16 protein-coding genes are annotated in these 18016 nt (G+C 64.1%); 4 read left to right on the plus strand and 12 right to left on the minus strand.

The window, feature by feature from the left end; translation table 11 throughout:
* Nucleotides 1-28: 28 nt before the first annotated feature.
* The 8 genes from BFN03_RS19165 to BFN03_RS19200 all read right to left on the minus strand — a co-directional run bounded on the left by BFN03_RS19165 (nt 29) and on the right by BFN03_RS19200 (nt 9484).
* Nucleotides 29-1069: an NAD-dependent epimerase/dehydratase family protein gene (locus BFN03_RS19165; RefSeq protein WP_070380344.1), complete on the minus strand. Its 1041-nt coding sequence runs from the start codon at nt 1067-1069 to the stop codon at nt 29-31.
* Nucleotides 1066-1392, minus strand: coding sequence for a hypothetical protein (locus BFN03_RS20510; protein ID WP_070380345.1), 327 nt, complete (start codon nt 1390-1392; stop codon nt 1066-1068). The genes BFN03_RS19165 and BFN03_RS20510 overlap by 4 nt, the downstream gene beginning before the upstream one ends.
* Nucleotides 1389-3053, minus strand: coding sequence for a fatty acid CoA ligase family protein (locus tag BFN03_RS19175; protein ID WP_070380346.1), 1665 nt, complete (start codon nt 3051-3053; stop codon nt 1389-1391). The genes BFN03_RS20510 and BFN03_RS19175 overlap by 4 nt, the downstream gene beginning before the upstream one ends.
* Nucleotides 3053-3952 (minus strand): hypothetical protein, encoded by a 900-nt coding sequence (locus BFN03_RS19180; protein WP_070380347.1) that lies wholly within the window; start codon nt 3950-3952, stop codon nt 3053-3055. Before BFN03_RS19180 ends, BFN03_RS19175 begins: the two co-directional genes overlap by 1 nt.
* Nucleotide 3953: 1 nt before the next feature.
* Nucleotides 3954-5003 carry a 3-oxoacyl-ACP synthase III family protein gene (locus tag BFN03_RS19185; RefSeq protein WP_070381095.1) on the minus strand — a complete coding sequence of 350 codons (1050 nt, stop codon included), beginning with the start codon at nt 5001-5003 and terminating at the stop codon, nt 3954-3956.
* 588 nt (nt 5004-5591) lie between these two features.
* On the minus strand, nt 5592-6923 hold the full coding sequence (locus BFN03_RS19190) for a lipase family protein (protein WP_198163316.1): 1332 nt from the start codon (nt 6921-6923) through the stop codon (nt 5592-5594).
* A gap of 112 nt (nt 6924-7035) precedes the next feature.
* Nucleotides 7036-8562: a flavin-containing monooxygenase gene (locus BFN03_RS19195; protein WP_070380349.1), complete on the minus strand. Its 1527-nt coding sequence runs from the start codon at nt 8560-8562 to the stop codon at nt 7036-7038.
* A 28-nt stretch (nt 8563-8590) separates the two neighbouring features.
* Entirely contained in the window at nt 8591-9484 is an 894-nt protein-coding gene (locus BFN03_RS19200; protein ID WP_070381096.1) for an SDR family oxidoreductase, read from the minus strand.
* 81 nt (nt 9485-9565) lie between these two features.
* Between BFN03_RS19200 and BFN03_RS19205 the strand changes: the two genes are divergently transcribed.
* Nucleotides 9566-10216 carry a TetR/AcrR family transcriptional regulator gene (locus BFN03_RS19205; RefSeq protein WP_070380350.1) on the plus strand — a complete coding sequence of 217 codons (651 nt, stop codon included), beginning with the start codon at nt 9566-9568 and terminating at the stop codon, nt 10214-10216.
* A 63-nt stretch (nt 10217-10279) separates the two neighbouring features.
* Here BFN03_RS19205 and BFN03_RS19210 read toward each other — a convergent pair whose 3' ends face one another.
* Nucleotides 10280-11401 (minus strand): AbrB family transcriptional regulator, encoded by a 1122-nt coding sequence (locus tag BFN03_RS19210; RefSeq protein ID WP_070380351.1) that lies wholly within the window; start codon nt 11399-11401, stop codon nt 10280-10282.
* Nucleotides 11402-11616: 215 nt separating this feature from the next.
* Between BFN03_RS19210 and BFN03_RS19215 the strand changes: the two genes are divergently transcribed.
* The gene (locus BFN03_RS19215) at nt 11617-13395 is read left to right on the plus strand and encodes a CocE/NonD family hydrolase (protein WP_198163506.1); all 1779 of its coding nucleotides are present in this window, start codon (nt 11617-11619) and stop codon (nt 13393-13395) included.
* On the opposite strand, the gene paaI is transcribed toward BFN03_RS19215, so the two are convergent.
* Genes paaI through paaZ form a run of 3 tightly spaced genes read right to left on the minus strand, consistent with a single transcriptional unit; the run spans nt 13382 to nt 16198 of the window.
* A complete protein-coding gene (gene paaI, locus BFN03_RS19220) occupies nt 13382-13837 on the minus strand; it encodes a hydroxyphenylacetyl-CoA thioesterase PaaI (protein ID WP_070380352.1) in 456 nt (151 codons plus the stop codon). The genes BFN03_RS19215 and paaI overlap by 14 nt on opposite strands.
* Nucleotides 13838-13844: 7 nt before the next feature.
* Nucleotides 13845-14162 carry an EthD family reductase gene (locus tag BFN03_RS19225; RefSeq protein WP_070380353.1) on the minus strand — a complete coding sequence of 106 codons (318 nt, stop codon included), beginning with the start codon at nt 14160-14162 and terminating at the stop codon, nt 13845-13847.
* Nucleotides 14159-16198: a phenylacetic acid degradation bifunctional protein PaaZ gene (paaZ, locus tag BFN03_RS19230; RefSeq protein WP_070380354.1), complete on the minus strand. Its 2040-nt coding sequence runs from the start codon at nt 16196-16198 to the stop codon at nt 14159-14161. Before paaZ ends, BFN03_RS19225 begins: the two co-directional genes overlap by 4 nt.
* 221 nt (nt 16199-16419) lie before the next feature.
* On the opposite strand from paaZ, the gene BFN03_RS19235 reads away from it, so the two are divergent.
* Both BFN03_RS19235 and BFN03_RS19240 read left to right on the plus strand, forming a co-directional pair.
* Nucleotides 16420-17145: an enoyl-CoA hydratase/isomerase family protein gene (locus tag BFN03_RS19235; protein WP_070380355.1), complete on the plus strand. Its 726-nt coding sequence runs from the start codon at nt 16420-16422 to the stop codon at nt 17143-17145.
* Complete coding sequence (locus BFN03_RS19240; RefSeq protein ID WP_070380356.1) at nt 17142-17996, plus strand: 3-hydroxyacyl-CoA dehydrogenase family protein; 855 nt, start codon at nt 17142-17144, stop codon at nt 17994-17996. The genes BFN03_RS19235 and BFN03_RS19240 overlap by 4 nt, the downstream gene beginning before the upstream one ends.
* Nucleotides 17997-18016: the final 20 nt, after the last annotated feature.

Consider the following 18016-nt stretch of genomic DNA (forward strand, 5'->3'; position numbering starts at 1 on the left):
GCGGGAACAAGTCGGGGTGAACGCGAGGTCAGGGCAGGTCGCGGGTCAGCGTAGCGAGACCGCCTTGCGCGTCGACCCACTCCCTGAATCGACGCATCCCGGTTTCGCGGTCGATGACGGGCTTGTAGCCGAAGTCCCGTTCGGCGGCGCTGGTGTCGAACGTCGCCGAACGGGTCATCAGCGCAAGCACGTACATCGACAGCGGCGGCGAATACCGGCCGGCGACGTACGGGATGGTCCACACGCGGTCGAGAACCCTCACGATCGCGGCGACCACCCGTGGGTTGACGCTCCGGTCGGGGAGGGCGAACCCGAAGTCCTCGCAGACCTCGGCCATGTACCGCCAGATGTTGGTGACTTCGTCGTCGGCAATGAAGTACGCCTTGCCGCCGACGTTCTCGGAGCCCGCGGCCTTGACCGTCGCGTCGACGATGTTCTCGACGTGGCACAGGGAGGCGTATATATCGCGGCCGCCCGACAGGTTCGGCAGTGTTCCGGCGTGGGCACGGGCGAGAAGTCGGACGATTGGGCCGGATCGGTCGCCTGGCCCCCAGATCGCGCGTGGCCGCAAGGCGCAGGTGGTGAATCCGTCTGCGTTCGCCGCAAGGACAGCCTGCTCTGCTGCCGCCTTGGTTGCCGAATAAAGGTTGAGGAATCTCGTCGGGTACGGAGCGGTCTCGTCAAGATTGATCTGGTCGCCGCCGTCGTAGCTCATCAGGGCACTCGGGCTCGAGATGAAAACGAATCGCTTGACGCCATTGGCTTTGGCCGCTGCGAGCAGCACCTGGGTCGCCGTGATGTTCTCCTGCTCGAACTGGGCGCGGGTGCCACGCTCGTCGACGCGGGCGGCGCTGTGGACGACGACATCGATCCCACGGGTGGCGGCTTCGAGAGATGCCGGGTCGGTGAGATCGCCGTACTGAATCCGCATCGCCGACGTGTCGCCGAGGTCGGTGAGGCGGCTGGTCGGGCGAACGAGGATCGACACGTCGTGCTCGCCGTCGTCGACGAGGCGGCGCGCGATGTTGCCGCCCAGGAACCCGGACGCTCCGGTAACGAGGAACTTCACTCGGAGATCTCCTTGCTACTCGGCGCAGTGGTATTCGTCGCAGTGGTAGGCGGCTGTGTAGTCGGAGACTGCGTAGTCCACCAGGTCATGCCGAAGAGCATCGTCAGCGCGGCAGTGGCGCCCCGCGACCGCCGCCCGCCGTCGGCGCGCAGCGCGGCCGGGATCTGGGCCGCATGCACGACGATGCTGAGGAACGCATCGACCCACCAGGCCGTCCGGGCAAGAGGGTGCTCGAGTGGCCGGTTGCGGGCGGCGCGGACGGCACCGTACACCAGATAGATCCACCCGGCGATCGGGATAGCGCGCAACAAGAGCGTTTTCATCGCGGAACCTTTGCGTGTCGATCCAACTCGGTCGCGGCCCAGATGGCGAGCTGTTCACGACCGATCTTGGCATTGTGGCGGATATCGACCGGGAAGCTCGGATGAATGAGAACGGTATCGATTCCGGCCGTCAAGGGGTTCTCGGCGGCGCGTGTCTTCACTGCGGCCAGCACCCTCGCAGGATCGGCGCCGGCGGCCAGTTCGACGCACAGCACCGGCCGCTGGCGGGGGCGCGGGCCAACCCCGACGAGCGCGGTGCGAGCGACACCGTCCACTGTGCTGAATATCTGCTCGACCTGCACTGTGTACAAGACGCCTGCGCTTGTCTCGACGCGCTGGGACTTGCGCCCGCAGAACCAGATTCGGCCATCGCTGTCTATCCGGCCGAGATCTCCGGTGCGATGCCAGATTCGGTCTCCGTCACGGATCTTCCCGGTCAGATTTGCGGCGGGGGGCCAGTAGTAGCGGGTGCTCACGTTGGGCCCGGAAACGACGATCTCCCCCACGCCTTCGTCCAGCGCAGCAGCCTGGCTCCAACGGGGCAGTGGATCGTCGACAGCGGCGATGATGCGCACCTCGACACCGTCGACGGGCGGGCCGATGCAGGTACCGGCCCCGCTCCTCGCCTGATCTGTCAGTCCCTCGAGCAGCTTACGAGACTCGATCGACGACATCGGGATCGCCTCGGTTGCCCCGTAACCGGCGTGGACCGCGGCGGTGGCCGGGAGGACTTCACGCAAGCCGGTGATGACTGCGTCGGGAACCGGGGCGCCGCCGGAGAACACCGCGCGGATCGTCGACATCGTCGACTTGTGGGTGCGGGCGTGCTCGAGTAGCGGGCCGAGTACCGCAGGCGAGGCGAACAACGTGGCCACATCGAACCGGTTGATCGCGTTGACTACGTGCAGCGGATTGGTGGCACCGACCTGGCTGGGAATCAGTGGCGGGAGGACGATTCGGGCACCGAGGAGCAGGTAGAGCATTCCGAACATCGGAAGGGTGACCAGCGCGGACTCATCCTCGGTCACCTCGGTCATCGATTGGGTCTGCGCCAGCATCGCCTCGAGGTTGCCGTGCGTGAGTTCGACCGCTTTCGCCGGTCCGGTCGAGCCGGTCGTGAACGCGATCATCAACAGATCGTCGTCGGTGAAACCCACTTTCCGCGGTGCGCCGCGTTTGGGGGTACGGCCCGCGGAAGCAAGAGTGCGGCCACCCCAAGCCCACCGACGCCCGACCGTGACCGTCGCACGCACGCTGGGGAACGCACGCCGGAACAGGACCCGTACGGCGTGGGCCTGCGGGATGCCGATGAACGCCTGGGGGTCGACGGCCGACAGGCAGCGCAGCATGGGCCGCAATCCCATTCCGGGGTCGATGACGACCGGGACCGCCCCGGCCTTGAACAGCCCGAACAATGTCGCGTACAACTCGGGGCCCGGATTGACGAGCACGATCGTGCGGGTGCCTGCCGTGATGCCGTCAGCGGTGAACTGCTCAGCGAGGGCGTCCGACCAGGCGTCGAGTTCGGCGAAGGTCAGATCTGTGTAGCCGGGCAGAGCGTCGGTCGGGCCATCGGCGTAGGTCACTGCGGCCGCGTCCGGTCGGCGGCTGGCGATGTCCGACAGTCGATCGAGCCAGCGGGTGAAAACTGATGCGGACATCACGCTGCCTGGGTGGGGACCCGGTATATCGTTGCAGCCGCGCTCGGCCCGGCGCCGGCAGCAACGAACAGCACACTTGTTACGCCAGTCAATCCGCTTGCGGCGGCCGCGCTGTGGTACGCGAGTGTCAATGCGGCGGTGTGAGTGTCACCGACGATCGGCTGCTCTCCAGCAGTGAGCGCGCGAACCCCGAGCTTCTTCGCCAGCGCGTCCTGGAAGCCAGGCGTCGGCTGCGAGGAGATCAGCACGGTCGTGGCCGGGTCGGTGTCGGCGCCGTCGAGTGCGGACGAGGCGACCGAGACGGCGGCATCGAGAATTCTGGTGTCGAAGTCGTCGGCGCGAGCGACGGTCATCGCAGAGCGGCCGGTGATGCCCATCGTAGAGATGTCGACGTACCCTTCGATCGTGGGCTCACCGGCTAGGAGATCAACGTGTACCGGGCCGAATCCCTCTGCCCCGTCGGTGTATTCGAGCAACATCGCCGCACCCGCGGTGGAGTACGGGAAGTCTTGTGGCGCAGCGGCACCGGTCATCGACGGATGAGTGTCACCTGACACGATGAGAACACGCTCTGTCGTGGATGTCTCGAGGAGTCCGGACGCCACCTGAACAGCGTTGAGAACTCCGCACGCGCCGTTCATCAGATCGAAGGAGAACGACTTCGGATCCGTCTCGCCGTAGTCGAGGCCGATACCGGCGGCCTTTTGGATCAGCGCGGCGATCGCGGGCTCGACCATATTCGAATCTCGGTAGATTCCGGTGTTGATCAACACACCGACCTGCTCGGGGCTGATCGACGCCGCCTCGAGAGCCGCGCGAGCGGCCCTGGAGGAGTGCTCGATGACGCTCGCGGTGTCCGTGTCGTGACTGACACCGGTCGCTGTGATGATGACGCCCATGTCAGGCCTCCAGAGATGAGATCGTGGCGGACAGATACCCGGTGACGACTCCGGATGCGGCGGGCACCATCAGCACCTTCGACCCGGACGGGATGTTGCCCTGCCGCAAGTGGTCGTGCAGGACGATGAAATGCGAGGTGGATGAGGTGTTTCCGTACTTGTCGATGACGTTGAGCGGCGGCGGCATCGGTGTGGAGAACTCGCGTTCGCCGAGTGCGTTGAGGAACTCCACCGCCGACGATCCGAACTGGTGGTGGATGACGTAGTCGAACTCTTCGTCGGCGAACGTGCGGCCCTGTTCGGCCAGGAAGATGCTCTGACTTCCGGTCCACAGCTTGAACCGGTCTTCGTTGTGCATTCGCCGGTTGTCGGTGTAGAGGGCGACGCCCTGGGTGCGGTCGCTCGGCTTCCCGATACACGCGTCCGAGTACTCCGACGCGGTCATCATCTCGACGTAGTGGATTCGGTCGCGTTCGTCCTCCGACACGTCGAGGATGACGGCACTACCCGAGTCTCCGACCGACAGAGAAGCGAACTGTGGGTCATATCCACCGGCCAGTTCCTTGACCGCCGTCTCCGCGATCGGAGTGATCGCCTCTCCACTGACGACCATTCCGTTGCGGATGATCCCGGAGCGGATCATCTTGTCCAGCAAATACGTACCAGTGAGCATGCCGGCGCAGGCGTTGGATACGTCGAAGTGAATGACCTGACGTGCGCCGAGTTCCTTCGCGATCATCGACGCGAAGGACGGCTCGAAGTAGATCGTCTCCCCGTTCTTGCTTCTGGTGATCGACACCGAGATGATCGCGTCGAGATCCTCTGCCCGATAACGGGAACGGGACAGGCAGTCGCGCGCCGCGTTCATAGCCAGGGTGAACGAGTCCTCACTGGCCTCCGGCGACGTGGATCGCACACGCCTTTCCCGAACACCGGTCACCGCCGCGAAGTCGAAGCTCGGCTTTTGCGCGAGACGACCGATCAACTCGTCGGTCGTTACCACCTGCTCTGGCAGGTAGGCACCGATCGCTTCGAACCGGGAATGCGTCAACACTCACCCCTCTGTACAGACCGCCTCGACCGCTTCCACGCCGGGTCGGTGCAATGTGTTAAGTCCTGCACGGAATCTCGTCATCCGTTTGCGGGAACAAGATCATGGACCGTATCGGCATGCAACCCGCCCGACCTCGAGTCATCTCTGCGGCGAGGAATGTACAGCCGAATACGGGGCAGTTGTTGCCGTTCCCGCGCTGTCAACAAGCATGATGTGCGTAGCTGGTTGGGGGCACAAGGTGTGGCCGACACGCCGGGCGGGCGCAACATCGCTCCGAGCGGCGACCGCTCCGACCTGCTGGTTCGCCCGTGGCCACCCAGAGGAACGGGCAAGTAGCCCTACTGATCGGAGGCGAAACATGGCCTGCGAGACAGACGAATTCGAGGGGTCTCTATGAATCGTGTCACAAAAATCCACTGCCTGCTTGAAAGCGGGACCGCTGGCATGGTGTTGTAGCGGTGGACTCTTATTACCCGTGAGTAACATACGCCTAGGGCGGGCAAGGCGCTGAAATGCAACTCATTCCAGCCGCTTTGGGAGTCTCTGGAATGTCCGCTGAGTTCCCAAAGGCGGCAAGGTGAACGATCAGTGCAGACTGCAGCCGGACAGCGGAACTCCGTTGAGTCGATCGAGTAGGTAGCTCATTGCACTGTCGGGGCCGTATCCGTCGATGTACGCCGGACTCAGGTGGTTCGGAAGGGCCGCGCCGGAGAGGATGGGCGGCAGGGTGTTAGTTCGGAATGTAACGGTCGCGCCTTGGGCGCACCAGTCGTCGGCGAGTTGGCGAGCCTGACCGTAGGGGACGGTGTCGTCGTTGATCGCACTGGTGATCAGGACCGGGCTCGACGGGGCGATGGCCCCGATTCTCTGATGCCGAAGCAAGTCGGCTACCTCGGGGATCTCGCGTATGTGCTCGAGCACCGGGCGTCCGTCGACAGTCAGGACACTGGTCTGTGTGAACGGGTACTTGGTGATGACGTCGGCGATGCACGTGTCGCTGAGGCTCGCGAGAAGTTCCCGGCCCTGCGGAGTGACGAGTTCATCGACATACTTGCCGATATCCGGATTGCGGTCGACGAATCCGTTGACCGCGTAGGCGGTAGCGGCTCCGATGAGATTGATGTCGTCGATCTGCTCGATCACCGCCATGAGATCCGCGGTGGGAGCGCCGGCCCAAGTGCCCTCGAGATTGAGTTCCGGTGCGTAGGACGGCTGCAGCTCCGCCGCCGCGGCAACCGCGCCACCACCCTGTGAGTAGCCCCAGAACACCACCGGTGTCGCAGAGCCGGACCCGGCTAGTGCGTTCGCAGCCCGTGCCGCATCGAGAACCGCGTGCGCCTGCTCGACCCGGTTGGCATACGTATGTATTCCGGGTGTGCCCAGCCCGATGTAATCGGTGACGAACACCCGGGCACCGAGTGAACTCCACGTCGCGGCCGACACCGCCTCCTGGTTGGCAGACAGTGACAACTTCGCGGGATCGGCGTACAGCCCGGTGGAAAACGCGACCGACATGGCGCAGTGGTCACCCTGCCCGGACGTGCCGGGGGCAATTACGACCGTCGGCCTGTCCCCCGTTCCTTGCCAGGGATGCGTTGCCTCGATGTAGGTGCCGCTGACGGCGACCGCGTCTCCGTACTGGTTACGTGAGGTGTACAGCACCCTCTGGCCGGTGATCGGCCAGTCGCCGTTTGCCGCAGGAGGCGTTGTGAAGATCGGCAGAGGCTCGGTCCGGACCACTGTGCCCGGCGTCTGATCGAGCGGCGACGGTGGGACATAGAAGCCGTCCACGGGAGCGGCACCCGCCACGGTTGCGACGGGCCATGTCATCACCGCTACAGCCGCAACGGTCGCCGAGATCATGACTGCCAGATGTCTCGCTACCCAGTTCGGCCGGGTCCGAGCAAGCCGTCGCATCGTCAAGTCCTCCCCCCCCTGATACGCGCTCGGGCCGACACCGAGCGCGTATGCCGACGTTCGTCGGGCGACTTGCCGCACACTAACAGGTATTAGTGATGAGCGTCATGACTCAGCGCCCCGCAGTCACCTTCGGTCTCGGCCGCGACCCGCCGAACACCATGGCCTGGTCCACCAGTTTTCCGTGCCGGAGCATTACCAGATCGCGGAAGTAGTTCATCGGCATCTGCCACGGCCGCTTCGAACCCTGCTTGGGGAAAGAGCCTGCCGAACGCAATACGTAGCCTGCAGCGAAGTCGAGGAGTGGCGCCTCCTCGACGGAGGGGTCTCGTTCGGGGACGCATGTCGTGTATCCGCGCTCGTCCATGTGCGCGAGTAGGCGGCAGACGTACTCACACACCAGATCAGCCTTGAGCGTCCAGGACGCATTGGTGTACCCGACGATGAAGGCGAAGTTGGGCACACCGCTGAGCATCATGCCCTTGTAGGCCATGGTCTCGGTGAGGTCGATGTCGCGGCCGTCGACTGCGAGCGTCATTCCACCGAAGGCAAGGAGATTCAATCCTGTTGCGGTGACGACGATATCGGCGTCCAGTTCCTCACCCGACTTCAATGCGATGCCAGTGTTGGTGAAAGTGTCGATGTGATCGGTCGCGATCGACACGTCCCCGTCCCTGATCGTCCGGAAGAGATCGCCATCGGGTACCAGACACAGCCGTTGATCCCACGGGTTGTACCGGGGGTTGAAGTGGGTGTCGATGTCGTACCCTTCCGGCAGCAAGCCCTTCTGGAGTTGCCGGATGCGGCCTCTCATGAACTTCGGGTACCGCTGGGACAGTTGATAGACCGCAGCCGAAACCGCCGTGTTCTTGAGCCGCGTCAGCGAGTACGCCAGCCGTGCAGGCAGGAAGCGCTGGAGGAGGCCCGCCACCTTGTCTGCGCCAGGCATCGAGATGATGTACGTGGGTGAACGCTGCAGCATGGTCACGTGTGCGGCGTCGGTAGCCATCGCCGGTGCGAGGGTCACTGCGGTGGCACCGCTACCGATGATGACGACGCGTTTGCCGGCGTAGTCCAGGTCGTCCGGCCAGTGCTGAGGATGGACCACTCGACCCTCGAAGCGATCGATTCCAGGGAATTCCGGGGTGTAGCCCTCGTCGTAGCGGTAGTAGCCGCTGCAGGACATCAGGAAGTCGGCGGTGAACCGAACGATCTCACCGGTGTCGCCGCGCTCGGCTTCGACTGTCCACTGTGAGTCCGGTGTGGACCACTCGGCGCGGATCACGTGGTGCCGGAAGCGGATGTTGCGGTCGATACCGTGTTCGGTGGCCGTCTCCTCGAGATAATCGAGGATGGAGGACCCATCGGCTATCGACTGGTCGTTCTTCCACGGCTTGAAGCGATATCCGAGCGTGTACATATCGGAGTCGGAGCGAATTCCGGGGTAGCGGAACAGGTCCCACGTGCCACCCATCGATTCACGGCTCTCCAGAATGGCGAATGTCCGGTCAGGGAAGTTGTCCTGAAGGTGATACGCGGCGCCGATTCCGGACAACCCGGCACCGATGATCAGGACATCGAGATGTTCGACGGGGGTCTTCGCGCCTTGGACGTCGGCCGCGATGTCGGTGTATGCCATGAAGATTCCTTTGACGTTGGAAGGGAGGCTATTTCGGGTCTACGGCGACGTCGTCGAGGGCGACATTGCGCGCGCTGGTGGACCGGCCGAGCTTCGCGACTTCCTCGTCCATCTTGGGAAGGATCCTCGGCACGTGGCGGCCGACGGCGCGATCGCCGATGCGCGAGGTGATCACCGACTTCAGCCACCCGATCGGGCCCACCCATCGTGGTACGTAGACGCGGCGCTTGCGCTGTGCCAATCCGTCGACGAAGGCATCGACGCAGGTCTGAACCGTTGTGGTCTTGCCCAGCGGCCCCGGCAGCACCGAGAGGAACTCGTTGAACGCGGTGAGATCGTCTTTCGTGTCCTGGACCAGCGGTGTGTCGATCCATGACATGTGCGCCGAACCAACGGTGACGCCCTTGTGGGCGACTTCGATGCGCAGGGCGTTGGCGAAGTGCTCGATGCCGGCCTTGCTCGCGTTGTAGGCCGCGAGACCGGGGGCAGGTGTGAACGCGGCCAGGGACGAGACGATCAGGATGTAGCCCTTGCGTTCGATCACGGAGGGCAGCGCAGCGCGGACCGTGTGGAAGACACCGAGGATGTTGACGTCGATGACTCGTTTGAAAGTTGAGGGATCGACCTGCATGACCGAGCCGTAGCTGGCGATACCGGCATTCGCCAGGACCAGGTCGATTCCGCCGAATTTCGCGATGCCCGCCTCGACTGCCTTCTCCATGGCCGCGAGATCACACACGTCGGCGGCGGTGGCCAGGGCGATGTCGTCACCGAGTTCGGCGGCGAGAGCGTTCAGCGGTTCCGCGTCCAGGTCGATGAGAACCAGCTTGACGCCCCTGCGGGCGAGGGCGCGGGCGGTCTCGGCGCCGATCCCCCGCGCCGCGCCTGTGACGAGTGCGACTTTGTTTCTGAGAGTGGGCATGGTCATCTCCTGGGGTACGTGTGATCAGACACCGTTCGGTGTCAGTTTGTATCTGGAACTGTGTGGTGTCAATATTGTGAGGTGAATTGTTGGGCGAGTCCTGTCGGGCAGGAGGCGCCGGGGCGCACCTACCGCGGCGCGGGACCTGGGCAGCGTCGGGAAGAGCGGCGCGCGCGATTGGTCGACGCTGCGGTCGAAGTCTTCGGTACCAGCGGATACCGCAGCGCGACTGTCGAGAAGATCTGCGCCGCAGCCGGGCTGACCAAGCGCTACTTCTACGAGTCGTTCGGCGGCAGGGAGGCTCTACTGTTGGCGGCCTACGCCAACGTTACCGACCGGCTCCGAGAGAGCATCGTTCGTGGTGCCGACGGCGGCGTGGATCTGGATGCCAAGATCCGAGGGGCTCTCGCGGGATTCTTCGAGGCAGTCGCCGACGACCCGCGGATTTCGCGGATCGCCTTCCAGGAGATCCTCGGAGTCGGCCCCGAAGTGGACGACGCATATCGGGCTTGCACGGGCTCCTTCGTCGACGCCGTCCTCGGCGTCATCGGCCCAGAGATCGACCGCAGCGGCGTATCCGATGTGCATCTTCGCAACCTCGCGACGGGCCTGGTGGGCGCCGTGTTGATGATCGCGCAGCAATGGGTGCTAGCTGACGATCCTCAGCCCATCGACTCCGTAATCGCCAGCGCGCACACAATCAACATGGCTGTCCTGCGCGAATTCGTCTGACACCCGTGCCGCGGTTCTACCCTGCAGGATTGCCCTGCCCGTTTCGCCCGATGTGACATCCGTTCAGTCTGAGTGCACCGGTGTGACATCCGGCGTCTTCGGTGGTGGGGGCCTGAATCTGACGTATGCGCGGGCGCCTAGTGGCGCGGCGAACAGCATGATCACAACGCGGATGACCTGCACGGCAGCAACGAACGTGATGTTCGCTCCGCTCGCCGACGACACGGCTAGTACTGCAGACACACCACCTGGAGTGGTGGCCAAGTACCCCTCGAGGAGGCTTATGCCGGTCGCATGTGCGAGCAGTATTCCCAGGCAAGCACAGGCGCCTACAACGCCGAGGATCAGCAGTATGGCAACCGGGAGGACCCGGAAGATTGCCCGCACACTCGCTGGGGTGAAGGCAAGTCCGGCCTGCCACCCGATCACGGCGAAGGCCAGCAGAAGAAGCAGCTCTGGAACCGCGACCGCGTCGACCCATCCCGTGAGTTCGATAGCCCCCGCGATGGTCAGAGGGCCCAGCATTGCAGGAGCGGGTACTTTCAGGGCGCGGGCCGTCCATGTTCCGACGACAATGCATACGACCACCAGCGCGAACCCGATGTACCAGGGTGCGCCGGGCGATCCGGGGGAGTTTCGGGGCAACGGGCTCGCATCGGCGGCATCGAAGAGCAGAGTTGCAGCAAGAGGCATCGTCACGATGATCAAAGCGACCCGTAAGTACTGAATCACCGCGACAGTACGTTCGTCGCCACCGAGCTCCTTGGTCATCGCGACAAGCCCCTGGGCACCGCCGGCGACCATCGACAGCGCACCCGTGAGCGGATCGACGCTGCGGTGCAGACCGAGCAGCGCACCTGCGGCAACGCTGATGACGAGCGTTGCGACACAAACACTCACGGCCGCGATCCAGTTGGATCCCAAAGCCGCCAGAGTGTGTTTGTCGACCATGAATCCCACACTCACGCCGACCACGCCTTGTGCCGTGATCTCCGCTGCACGCGGCACCCGAGCCGGCCCAGTCCGAGTCAGGGCACAGATTGCGGCCACGACCAGGGCGGCGAAGATGGTCGCAGCAGCGAGCCGCAGCGCGCTGAGGGCACTCCACGCGAGGGTTGTCCCCGCGATCAGTGTCATCCATTGCGTCCACTGCGACGGCGGTCCGAGGCTACGACCCCATCTCATGACGGCAAGCTTAGGCTCGTCAACTAGCTGGGCGATGCGTCGATTTCTCGGACGATACGAGTGGCGCAGGGCTTAGTCTGGATCGAGTGGATAGTTCGTGAGTTCGTTCAGTGGGTGCTCGCAAGACGTCATGGTATTCGGATTTATTCGAACATACGGACGGATGGTGAGTGGACGTGAACAGTGCGGCAGCAAGATCAGTTCTGGTGGCCGTGATGACGGCTATGACCGTGTTGCTGACGTCGGTTACGGCGGCGATCCCGGCGTCGGCTGTTCCGGACGGCTTCTCGAAGACCACGCTCCACTTCCAGGTCTCCGTCGGACCGAACCGTGACGAACTCTGCGACGTGATCGCAGACCTGTACAAACCGGACTCTGCGTCCGCGTCGAATCGGGTTCCCGCCGTGCTCACCACCAACGGCTTCGGCGGATCCAAGAACGACCTGACCGGGCTTGCATCTTTCTTCGCCTCTCGCGGATATGCGGTGCTTGCATATTCGGGCCTCGGATTCGGGGGTTCGAGTTGCAAGATTTATCTGGACAATCTCGAATACGACGGTCGGGCGGCGAGTGAGTTGGTGAGCTTCCTCGGCGGTGAGGACGGCATAGCATTCGGAGACCCCCGGCACGAACTCCCGATTCCGGGCCTCGACTACATCGTGCATGATGCGACCGCCCACGATGGTACGGCTCCGGCCCACAATCCACGGGTCGGCATGATCGGCGGATCATATGGTGGGTCAGCGCAATTCGCCGCGGCGGCAGTCGACCCGAGGATCGACACGATCATCCCGATGATCACCTGGAACGACCTCAGCTACTCGCTCGTCCCGAACAGCATAAGCCAGACGTCAGGGGTCAGCACATCGGTGCCAGGCGCGTCGAAGGTGCTGTACGCGATCGGGTTTGCTGCCTCCGGCGCCACGAACCCTGGAATCGTGGGTTATGCGCAGGATCCGGCACGAGCATCCGGCTGCCCCAACTTCGTCGACTTCGTCTGCCCCGCTCTGGATCAGTCCGTGGTACAGGGCTTCCCCGACCCGGAGTACATTGCTGCTCTGCGTCAGTCCTCCGTGGCGTCATACATGGATCGGGTGAGGATTCCGGTTCTGCTGATGCAGGGTCAGAAGGACACGCTTTTCGACCTCAACGAGTCTCGGGCGACCTTTGAGGCACTTAGAGCGCAGGGCAACGACGTGAAGATGATCTGGCAGAGCTGGGGACATTCCGACAACAACCCCGCGGAAGGCGAGTTCAGCTGGGAGAATCCCGACCCGCAGACGCAGTACGAGACCGCCCGGGTCGCAGACTGGTTCGACCACTACCTGAAGGACACCGGGGCCGATACCGGGCCGGTGTTCAGCTACTTCCGCGATTGGGTCGACTACACAGGCAACGCCGCGCCGGCATATGCCAGCTCATCGAATATCGATGTGGGGAAGAATTATTCGCTCTATCTGTCGGGTGATGGTTCGTTGAGCAGCTACCGCGACAGTATTGTTCCCGGTGCGCAAGTGTTGAACACGCCTCCGGATGGACTTCCCACCGAATCGGAAGCGCCTAATCTCCTGCCAGACCTGCAGGTTCCACAGGGCATGATTCCGGATACCCGGGCGCAGTGGACCTCCGAGTCCCTCGTAGATCCGCTCTACGTAGTCGGGGCGCCGACGCTCGGGCTCCGTGTCACGGCGACACCCGCCGTCACCGGCGTCGCGGATGCGGTTGTGGTGTTCGCCAAGTTGTACGACGTTGCCCCCGACGGCACTGAAACACTGATCAACGGTTTGGTTGCTCCGATCCGGATTACGGAACCTGGTGAGCCGATGCGGGTCACGATGCCGGCCATCGTCCATCGTTTCGACGAGGGGCACCAGGTCCGCCTGGTGGTGGCCGGCGGAGATCCGAGTTTTCGCGGGGGACAAGTTGCTCATCAGGTCACGATCACCGCAGGCGATCCCGGCCAGGAGTTGGTGCTGCCGGTCACGACTGGCTGACACGAACGGCTGAGTCGGCAATGCCCTCCGCTCGGGTACGGGCGACGGTTCTGCTGTCGCCGCGGAATTCGGCGACGATCTCGCCGCCGCGGCGCACGGTGACGTCGTAGATTCCGTTGCGTCCGAAACGAGCTCGTTCGGTGGCCTCGGCGACGAGAGTGTCGCCGAGCCGTGTCGAGGTCAGGAACCGGATGTCGGCGCGGGCCGCCACGGCGGGTTCGTCGTATCCGTTGCACGCCATGGCGAACGCGGTGTCGGCGAGCACGAACACGAAACCGCCGTGGGTGATTCCGTGACCGTTCACCATGGTCTCGCCGACGACCATCGATACGACCGCGTGCCCGGGGGATAGGTCGAGGATCGCGATGCCGAGCGCTCGCGACGCGGTGTCGGCCTCGAACATCTCCCGCGCGAGGCGGCACTCGGTCGCGTCGGCGGTCATGATTCTCCTACTGGTTGTAGACGGACTCTTCGTCCTGGACGTACATGGTGACGCCGCCGCTGGCGAAGTTCGGGACGTCTTGTCTCGCCTGCCTCATTTCGTCCGACGAAAGTGCCGACTGCATGGTGGCGGAATCGGGAAAGTGGAGGGCCGCGATCGCGTAGTAGGGAGGCTCACTTCCGTCGAGGGTGCTGCATTTGCCCCAGGTGTAGTCCGACAGCCCCGGCGTCTTCCGTGCCAGCGGAATGTGGACGTCACGGTAGTGGGTATCGAACTTGTCCGGATCTTCGGGACGTCCGTAGCAGACGACGATCTTGACGCTCATGGGTTGTCTCCTTTTGCGACGAGTGTCAGCACATCGTATGTCGCGACTGCCGCTCCGTTCTGGTTGATCACCAACGCATCCCAACGCACTTCGCCGTAGTCGGCACTGCTGCGTGGTGTGATGAGCTTTGCGGTCAGAGTGACGGTGAGGCTGTCGTCGGCCTTGACCGGGGTGAGGAACCGTAGATTGTCGACACCGAAGTTGGCGAGGACCGGACCGGGATTCGGCTCGACGAACAGACCCGCGGCGAGTGAGACCACCAGGTAGCCGTGCGCGACGATGCCCCCGAACAGCGGGTTCGCCGCGGCCGCGTCGGGGTCGGTGTGCGCGTAGAAGGTGTCGCCCGTGAACTCGGCGAAGTGGTCTATGTCGGCGCGGGTGACCCGACGGGGACCGCCGACGATCGTGTCGCCGATCCGCAACTCGGCGAGGTTCTTCCGGAATGGGTGAATCCCGTCGTCGTGGCGCTGAGATCCGGTGACCCAGCGGTTGCCCACTGCGGTCAGGATGTCAGGGGTGGCCTGGACGGCGGTGCGCTGCATGTGGTGCAGGACGCCGCGGATTCCGCCGAGTTCCTCACCGCCACCTGCGCGCCCGGGTCCACCGTGTACCAGGACCGGCAGAGGTGAGCCGTGCCCGGTGGACTCTTTCGCGTCGTCGCGGTTGAGGACCAGTACCCGACCGTGAAATGGGGCGAGTCCCAGGACGATATCGCGGGCGAGGCCAGAATCCCGAGTGACCAGTGAGGCCACCAGACTGCCCTTGCCTCGGGCTGCAAGATCGATCGCCTCGTCGGTGCTGTGGTATCCCAACACCGTGCTGACGGGGCCGAACGCCTCGATCTCGTGGGGTTCGGCGGCATCGTTGTCATCGCAGCGCAGAAGGATGGGTGGCAGGAATGCGCCAGCTGACTTGTCGGCTCCGACAACCTCGAAGTTCTCAGGGTCGCCAACCACGATTCGTGCCGATTTGGTCAAGCCGCGAAGCGCTTTGAGCACCTCATCGCGCTGTTCGATGCTGGCGAGAGCGCCCATCGTGACGCCTTCGGCCCCGGGCGCGCCGACCACGATCCGCGACAGTCGCGCTTCGGCCGCTGTGATGACGTCGTCCATCAGCGCGGACGGGACGATGGCGCGTCGAATGGCGGTGCACTTCTGGCCGGCCTTGACCGTCATCTCGGTAACGAGTTGTCCGACGAACAGATCGAACTCCTCGCTGCCAGGAGCGACGTCCGAGCCGAGAATCGACGCGTTGAGCGAGTCGGCCTCGGCGTTGAAGTGCACGCCTTCACCTGCGACGCCTGGATGCGCGCGCAGGGTCGCGGCAGTGTCGGCCGATCCAGTGAATGCCACGGAATCCTGTCCGCCGAGGTGGTCGAGAAGACCGTGGGCACTGCCCGAGAGCAACTGCAGTGAGCCCTCCGGGAGCAGTCCGGACTCGATGATGCGACGGAACACGAGCTCTGCGAGGTAGGCCGATTGGCTGGCCGGCTTGACGATCGACGGAACGCCGGCGATGAATGCGGGAGCAAGTTTCTCGAGAAAGCCCCACACTGGGAAGTTGAAGGCGTTGATCTGGACGGCGACTCCGCGACGGGAGGTGTAGATGTGCTGGCCGAGGAACGTGCCCTCCTTGCCCAGCGGTTCTGGCGTGCCGTCGAGGTGAACTGTGTCGTTGGGCAGTTCGCGCCGAGCCTTGCTCGAGTAGCTGAGGAGCGTTCCGAAGCCGCCGTCGATGTCGATGCCGGAGTCGCGTTTCGTGGCCCCGGTAGCGGCGGACAGCGCGTAGAACTCGTCCTTTCCTGCCATGAGAGTGAGAGCGAGTGCCTTGAGGGCTGCGGCCCGCTCGTGGAAGGTCAGCTGCGCCAGTGCGGGTCCGCCGACGTCGCGGGCGTAGTCCACCATCGCGCCGAGGTCGAGACCAGTCGCGGAGATGCGCGCCACCTCGGAGCCGTCGATCGCGCTCAGCAGCGGCTTTCCCTCATCGGGTGCGCGGTACCAACGTCCTGCGGCGTAGCTTTCCAGCAGCGTGCTCACGACAACTCCATTTCACCGTACGTTCGGTCGGTAACCAGAATCCCTGCAGCGACTGTTGACTGTCAAGAATGTTGGGCAAGTGCCCAATTCCGCGATGCCCTTGCATACCTACCGAAGATTCGGTTATCAAGAGAGGTGATCACAGTGAAGGAGAAGGCCGTGCCCGAAGTTGTTCTGGTGGACGGACCGCGTGGCCCGGTCGCGATGCTGATCGGGACGCCGTGAACACGCTGAAGATCGCTGATCTCGATGACCGCATGGTGGTTACCCTCGACCGCCCCACTCAGCGGAATGCGATCAACGCGCAGATGATCGGCGAATTACACGAGGTATGTGTGGCGCTCGAGACGACACCGAAGCCGCTGCTGCTTATCGGCGAGGGCGATCACTTCGCTGGCGGCGCCGACATCGCCGAGCTGCGCGAGCGCGGCCGCGACGAGGCCCTCGCCGGAATCAATCGCAACCTTTTCGATCGGATCGCCAGGCTCCCGCTGCCCACCTTGGCGGCAGTCAGTGGATACGCGCTCGGCGGTGGTGCGGAACTCGCCTACGCCTGCGACATTCGTATCGCCACCGAGACCGCGGTCTTCGGCAATCCCGAGCCTGGCCTGGGCATCATGGCTGCGGCTGGAGCCAGCTACCGACTGCCGGAACTGGTGGGTAAATCCGTTGCCAAGCAGGTGCTTCTCGGCGGCCGGAAGCTCGATGCACAGGATGCGCTGCGTTGTGGGCTCGTCATGAGTGTCGTCGCTCCTGGAGAGCACATCGCCGCCGCGCACAAGATCATCGACCACATCACCCGGTCGGCGCCGCTGGCGCAAAGGCTCACCAAGATGATCGTCGATGCTCCGGGCTCGCACCCGTTCGCCGACGACATCGCCCAGGCGGTGCTGTTCGAAAGCCGCGACAAACACGACCGCATGACCGCGTTCCTGGAGAAGAGATGACGAGAACAGTGCCCGAGAACGTGGGTGTTGTCGGTGGTGGTCGCATGGGCGCCGGAATCGCCCAGATATTCGCCACCCTCGGGTCCACAGTCACCGTTGCCGAGACCGGTGACCAGCAGGCTGTACTGACCCGCGTCTCCGATGGACTCGGGCGAGCGCACGAGCGCGGCAAACTCGGTGACGCCGACCCAGCGAACGTGCTGTCTCGGGTCAGCACCGTCGGTGCACCCGACGGTCTGCCCTCCGCCCTCGATCTGGTGGTGGAGGCAGTGCCGGAATCACTCGATCTCAAACTCGGCGTGCTGGCCCTCGTAGAGAAGATTGTCGCCCCGTCGACGGTGATCGCGAGCAACACCAGTTCGATCTCCATCGCTGCCCTCGGTGCTGCGCTCAACGACCCCTCACGCTTGATCGGGATGCACTTCTTCAACCCGGTCCCGGCCTCGACGCTCGTGGAGGTCATTCGTGCCCCCGCGACCGATGGCGGGGTTGTCGACCGCGTCCGCGACTGGGTCTCGCAGCTCGGCAAGATCGACGTGCTGGTCAACGACTCTCCAGGATTCGCCACCAGCCGTCTCGGCGTATGCCTTGGGCTCGAGGCGATACGGATGCTCGAGGAGGGCGTTGCCGATGCCGAATCCATAGATCGTGCAATGGAGCTGGGGTACCGACACCCGATGGGGCCGTTGCGCTCGACGGATCTGGTCGGGCTCGACGTCCGGCTCGCGATCGCCGAACATCTCACGAAGACGCTGGGTGAGCGTTTCGCACCGCCGGCGTTGCTCCGGGAGAAGGTCGAGCGAGGCGAACTCGGCCGCAAGACGGGCCAGGGGTTCTTCGCCTGGTCGTGACCATCTAGCCGTGACCCCGC

Source organism: Rhodococcus sp. WMMA185 (genome assembly GCF_001767395.1).
GTDB lineage: Bacteria > Actinomycetota > Actinomycetes > Mycobacteriales > Mycobacteriaceae > Rhodococcus_F.

What these genes read in the sequence shown, in the direction of transcription:
- BFN03_RS20510 (WP_070380345.1), bottom strand. Translation starts at nt 1,392, where the DNA reads ATGAAAACGCTCTTGTTGCGCGCTATCCCGATCGCCGGGTGGATCTAT.
- BFN03_RS19175 (WP_070380346.1), bottom strand. Translation starts at nt 3,053, where the DNA reads ATGTCCGCATCAGTTTTCACCCGCTGGCTCGATCGACTGTCGGACATC.
- BFN03_RS19180 (WP_070380347.1), bottom strand. Translation starts at nt 3,952, where the DNA reads ATGGGCGTCATCATCACAGCGACCGGTGTCAGTCACGACACGGACACC.
- BFN03_RS19190 (WP_198163316.1), bottom strand. Translation starts at nt 6,923, where the DNA reads ATGCGACGGCTTGCTCGGACCCGGCCGAACTGGGTAGCGAGACATCTG.
- BFN03_RS19195 (WP_070380349.1), bottom strand. Translation starts at nt 8,562, where the DNA reads ATGGCATACACCGACATCGCGGCCGACGTCCAAGGCGCGAAGACCCCC.
- BFN03_RS19200 (WP_070381096.1), bottom strand. Translation starts at nt 9,484, where the DNA reads ATGCCCACTCTCAGAAACAAAGTCGCACTCGTCACAGGCGCGGCGCGG.
- BFN03_RS19210 (WP_070380351.1), bottom strand. Translation starts at nt 11,401, where the DNA reads ATGAGATGGGGTCGTAGCCTCGGACCGCCGTCGCAGTGGACGCAATGG.
- BFN03_RS19215 (WP_198163506.1), top strand. Translation starts at nt 11,617, where the DNA reads ATGACGGCTATGACCGTGTTGCTGACGTCGGTTACGGCGGCGATCCCG.
- paaI (WP_070380352.1), bottom strand. Translation starts at nt 13,837, where the DNA reads ATGACCGCCGACGCGACCGAGTGCCGCCTCGCGCGGGAGATGTTCGAG.
- BFN03_RS19225 (WP_070380353.1), bottom strand. Translation starts at nt 14,162, where the DNA reads ATGAGCGTCAAGATCGTCGTCTGCTACGGACGTCCCGAAGATCCGGAC.
- BFN03_RS19240 (WP_070380356.1), top strand. Translation starts at nt 17,142, where the DNA reads ATGACGAGAACAGTGCCCGAGAACGTGGGTGTTGTCGGTGGTGGTCGC.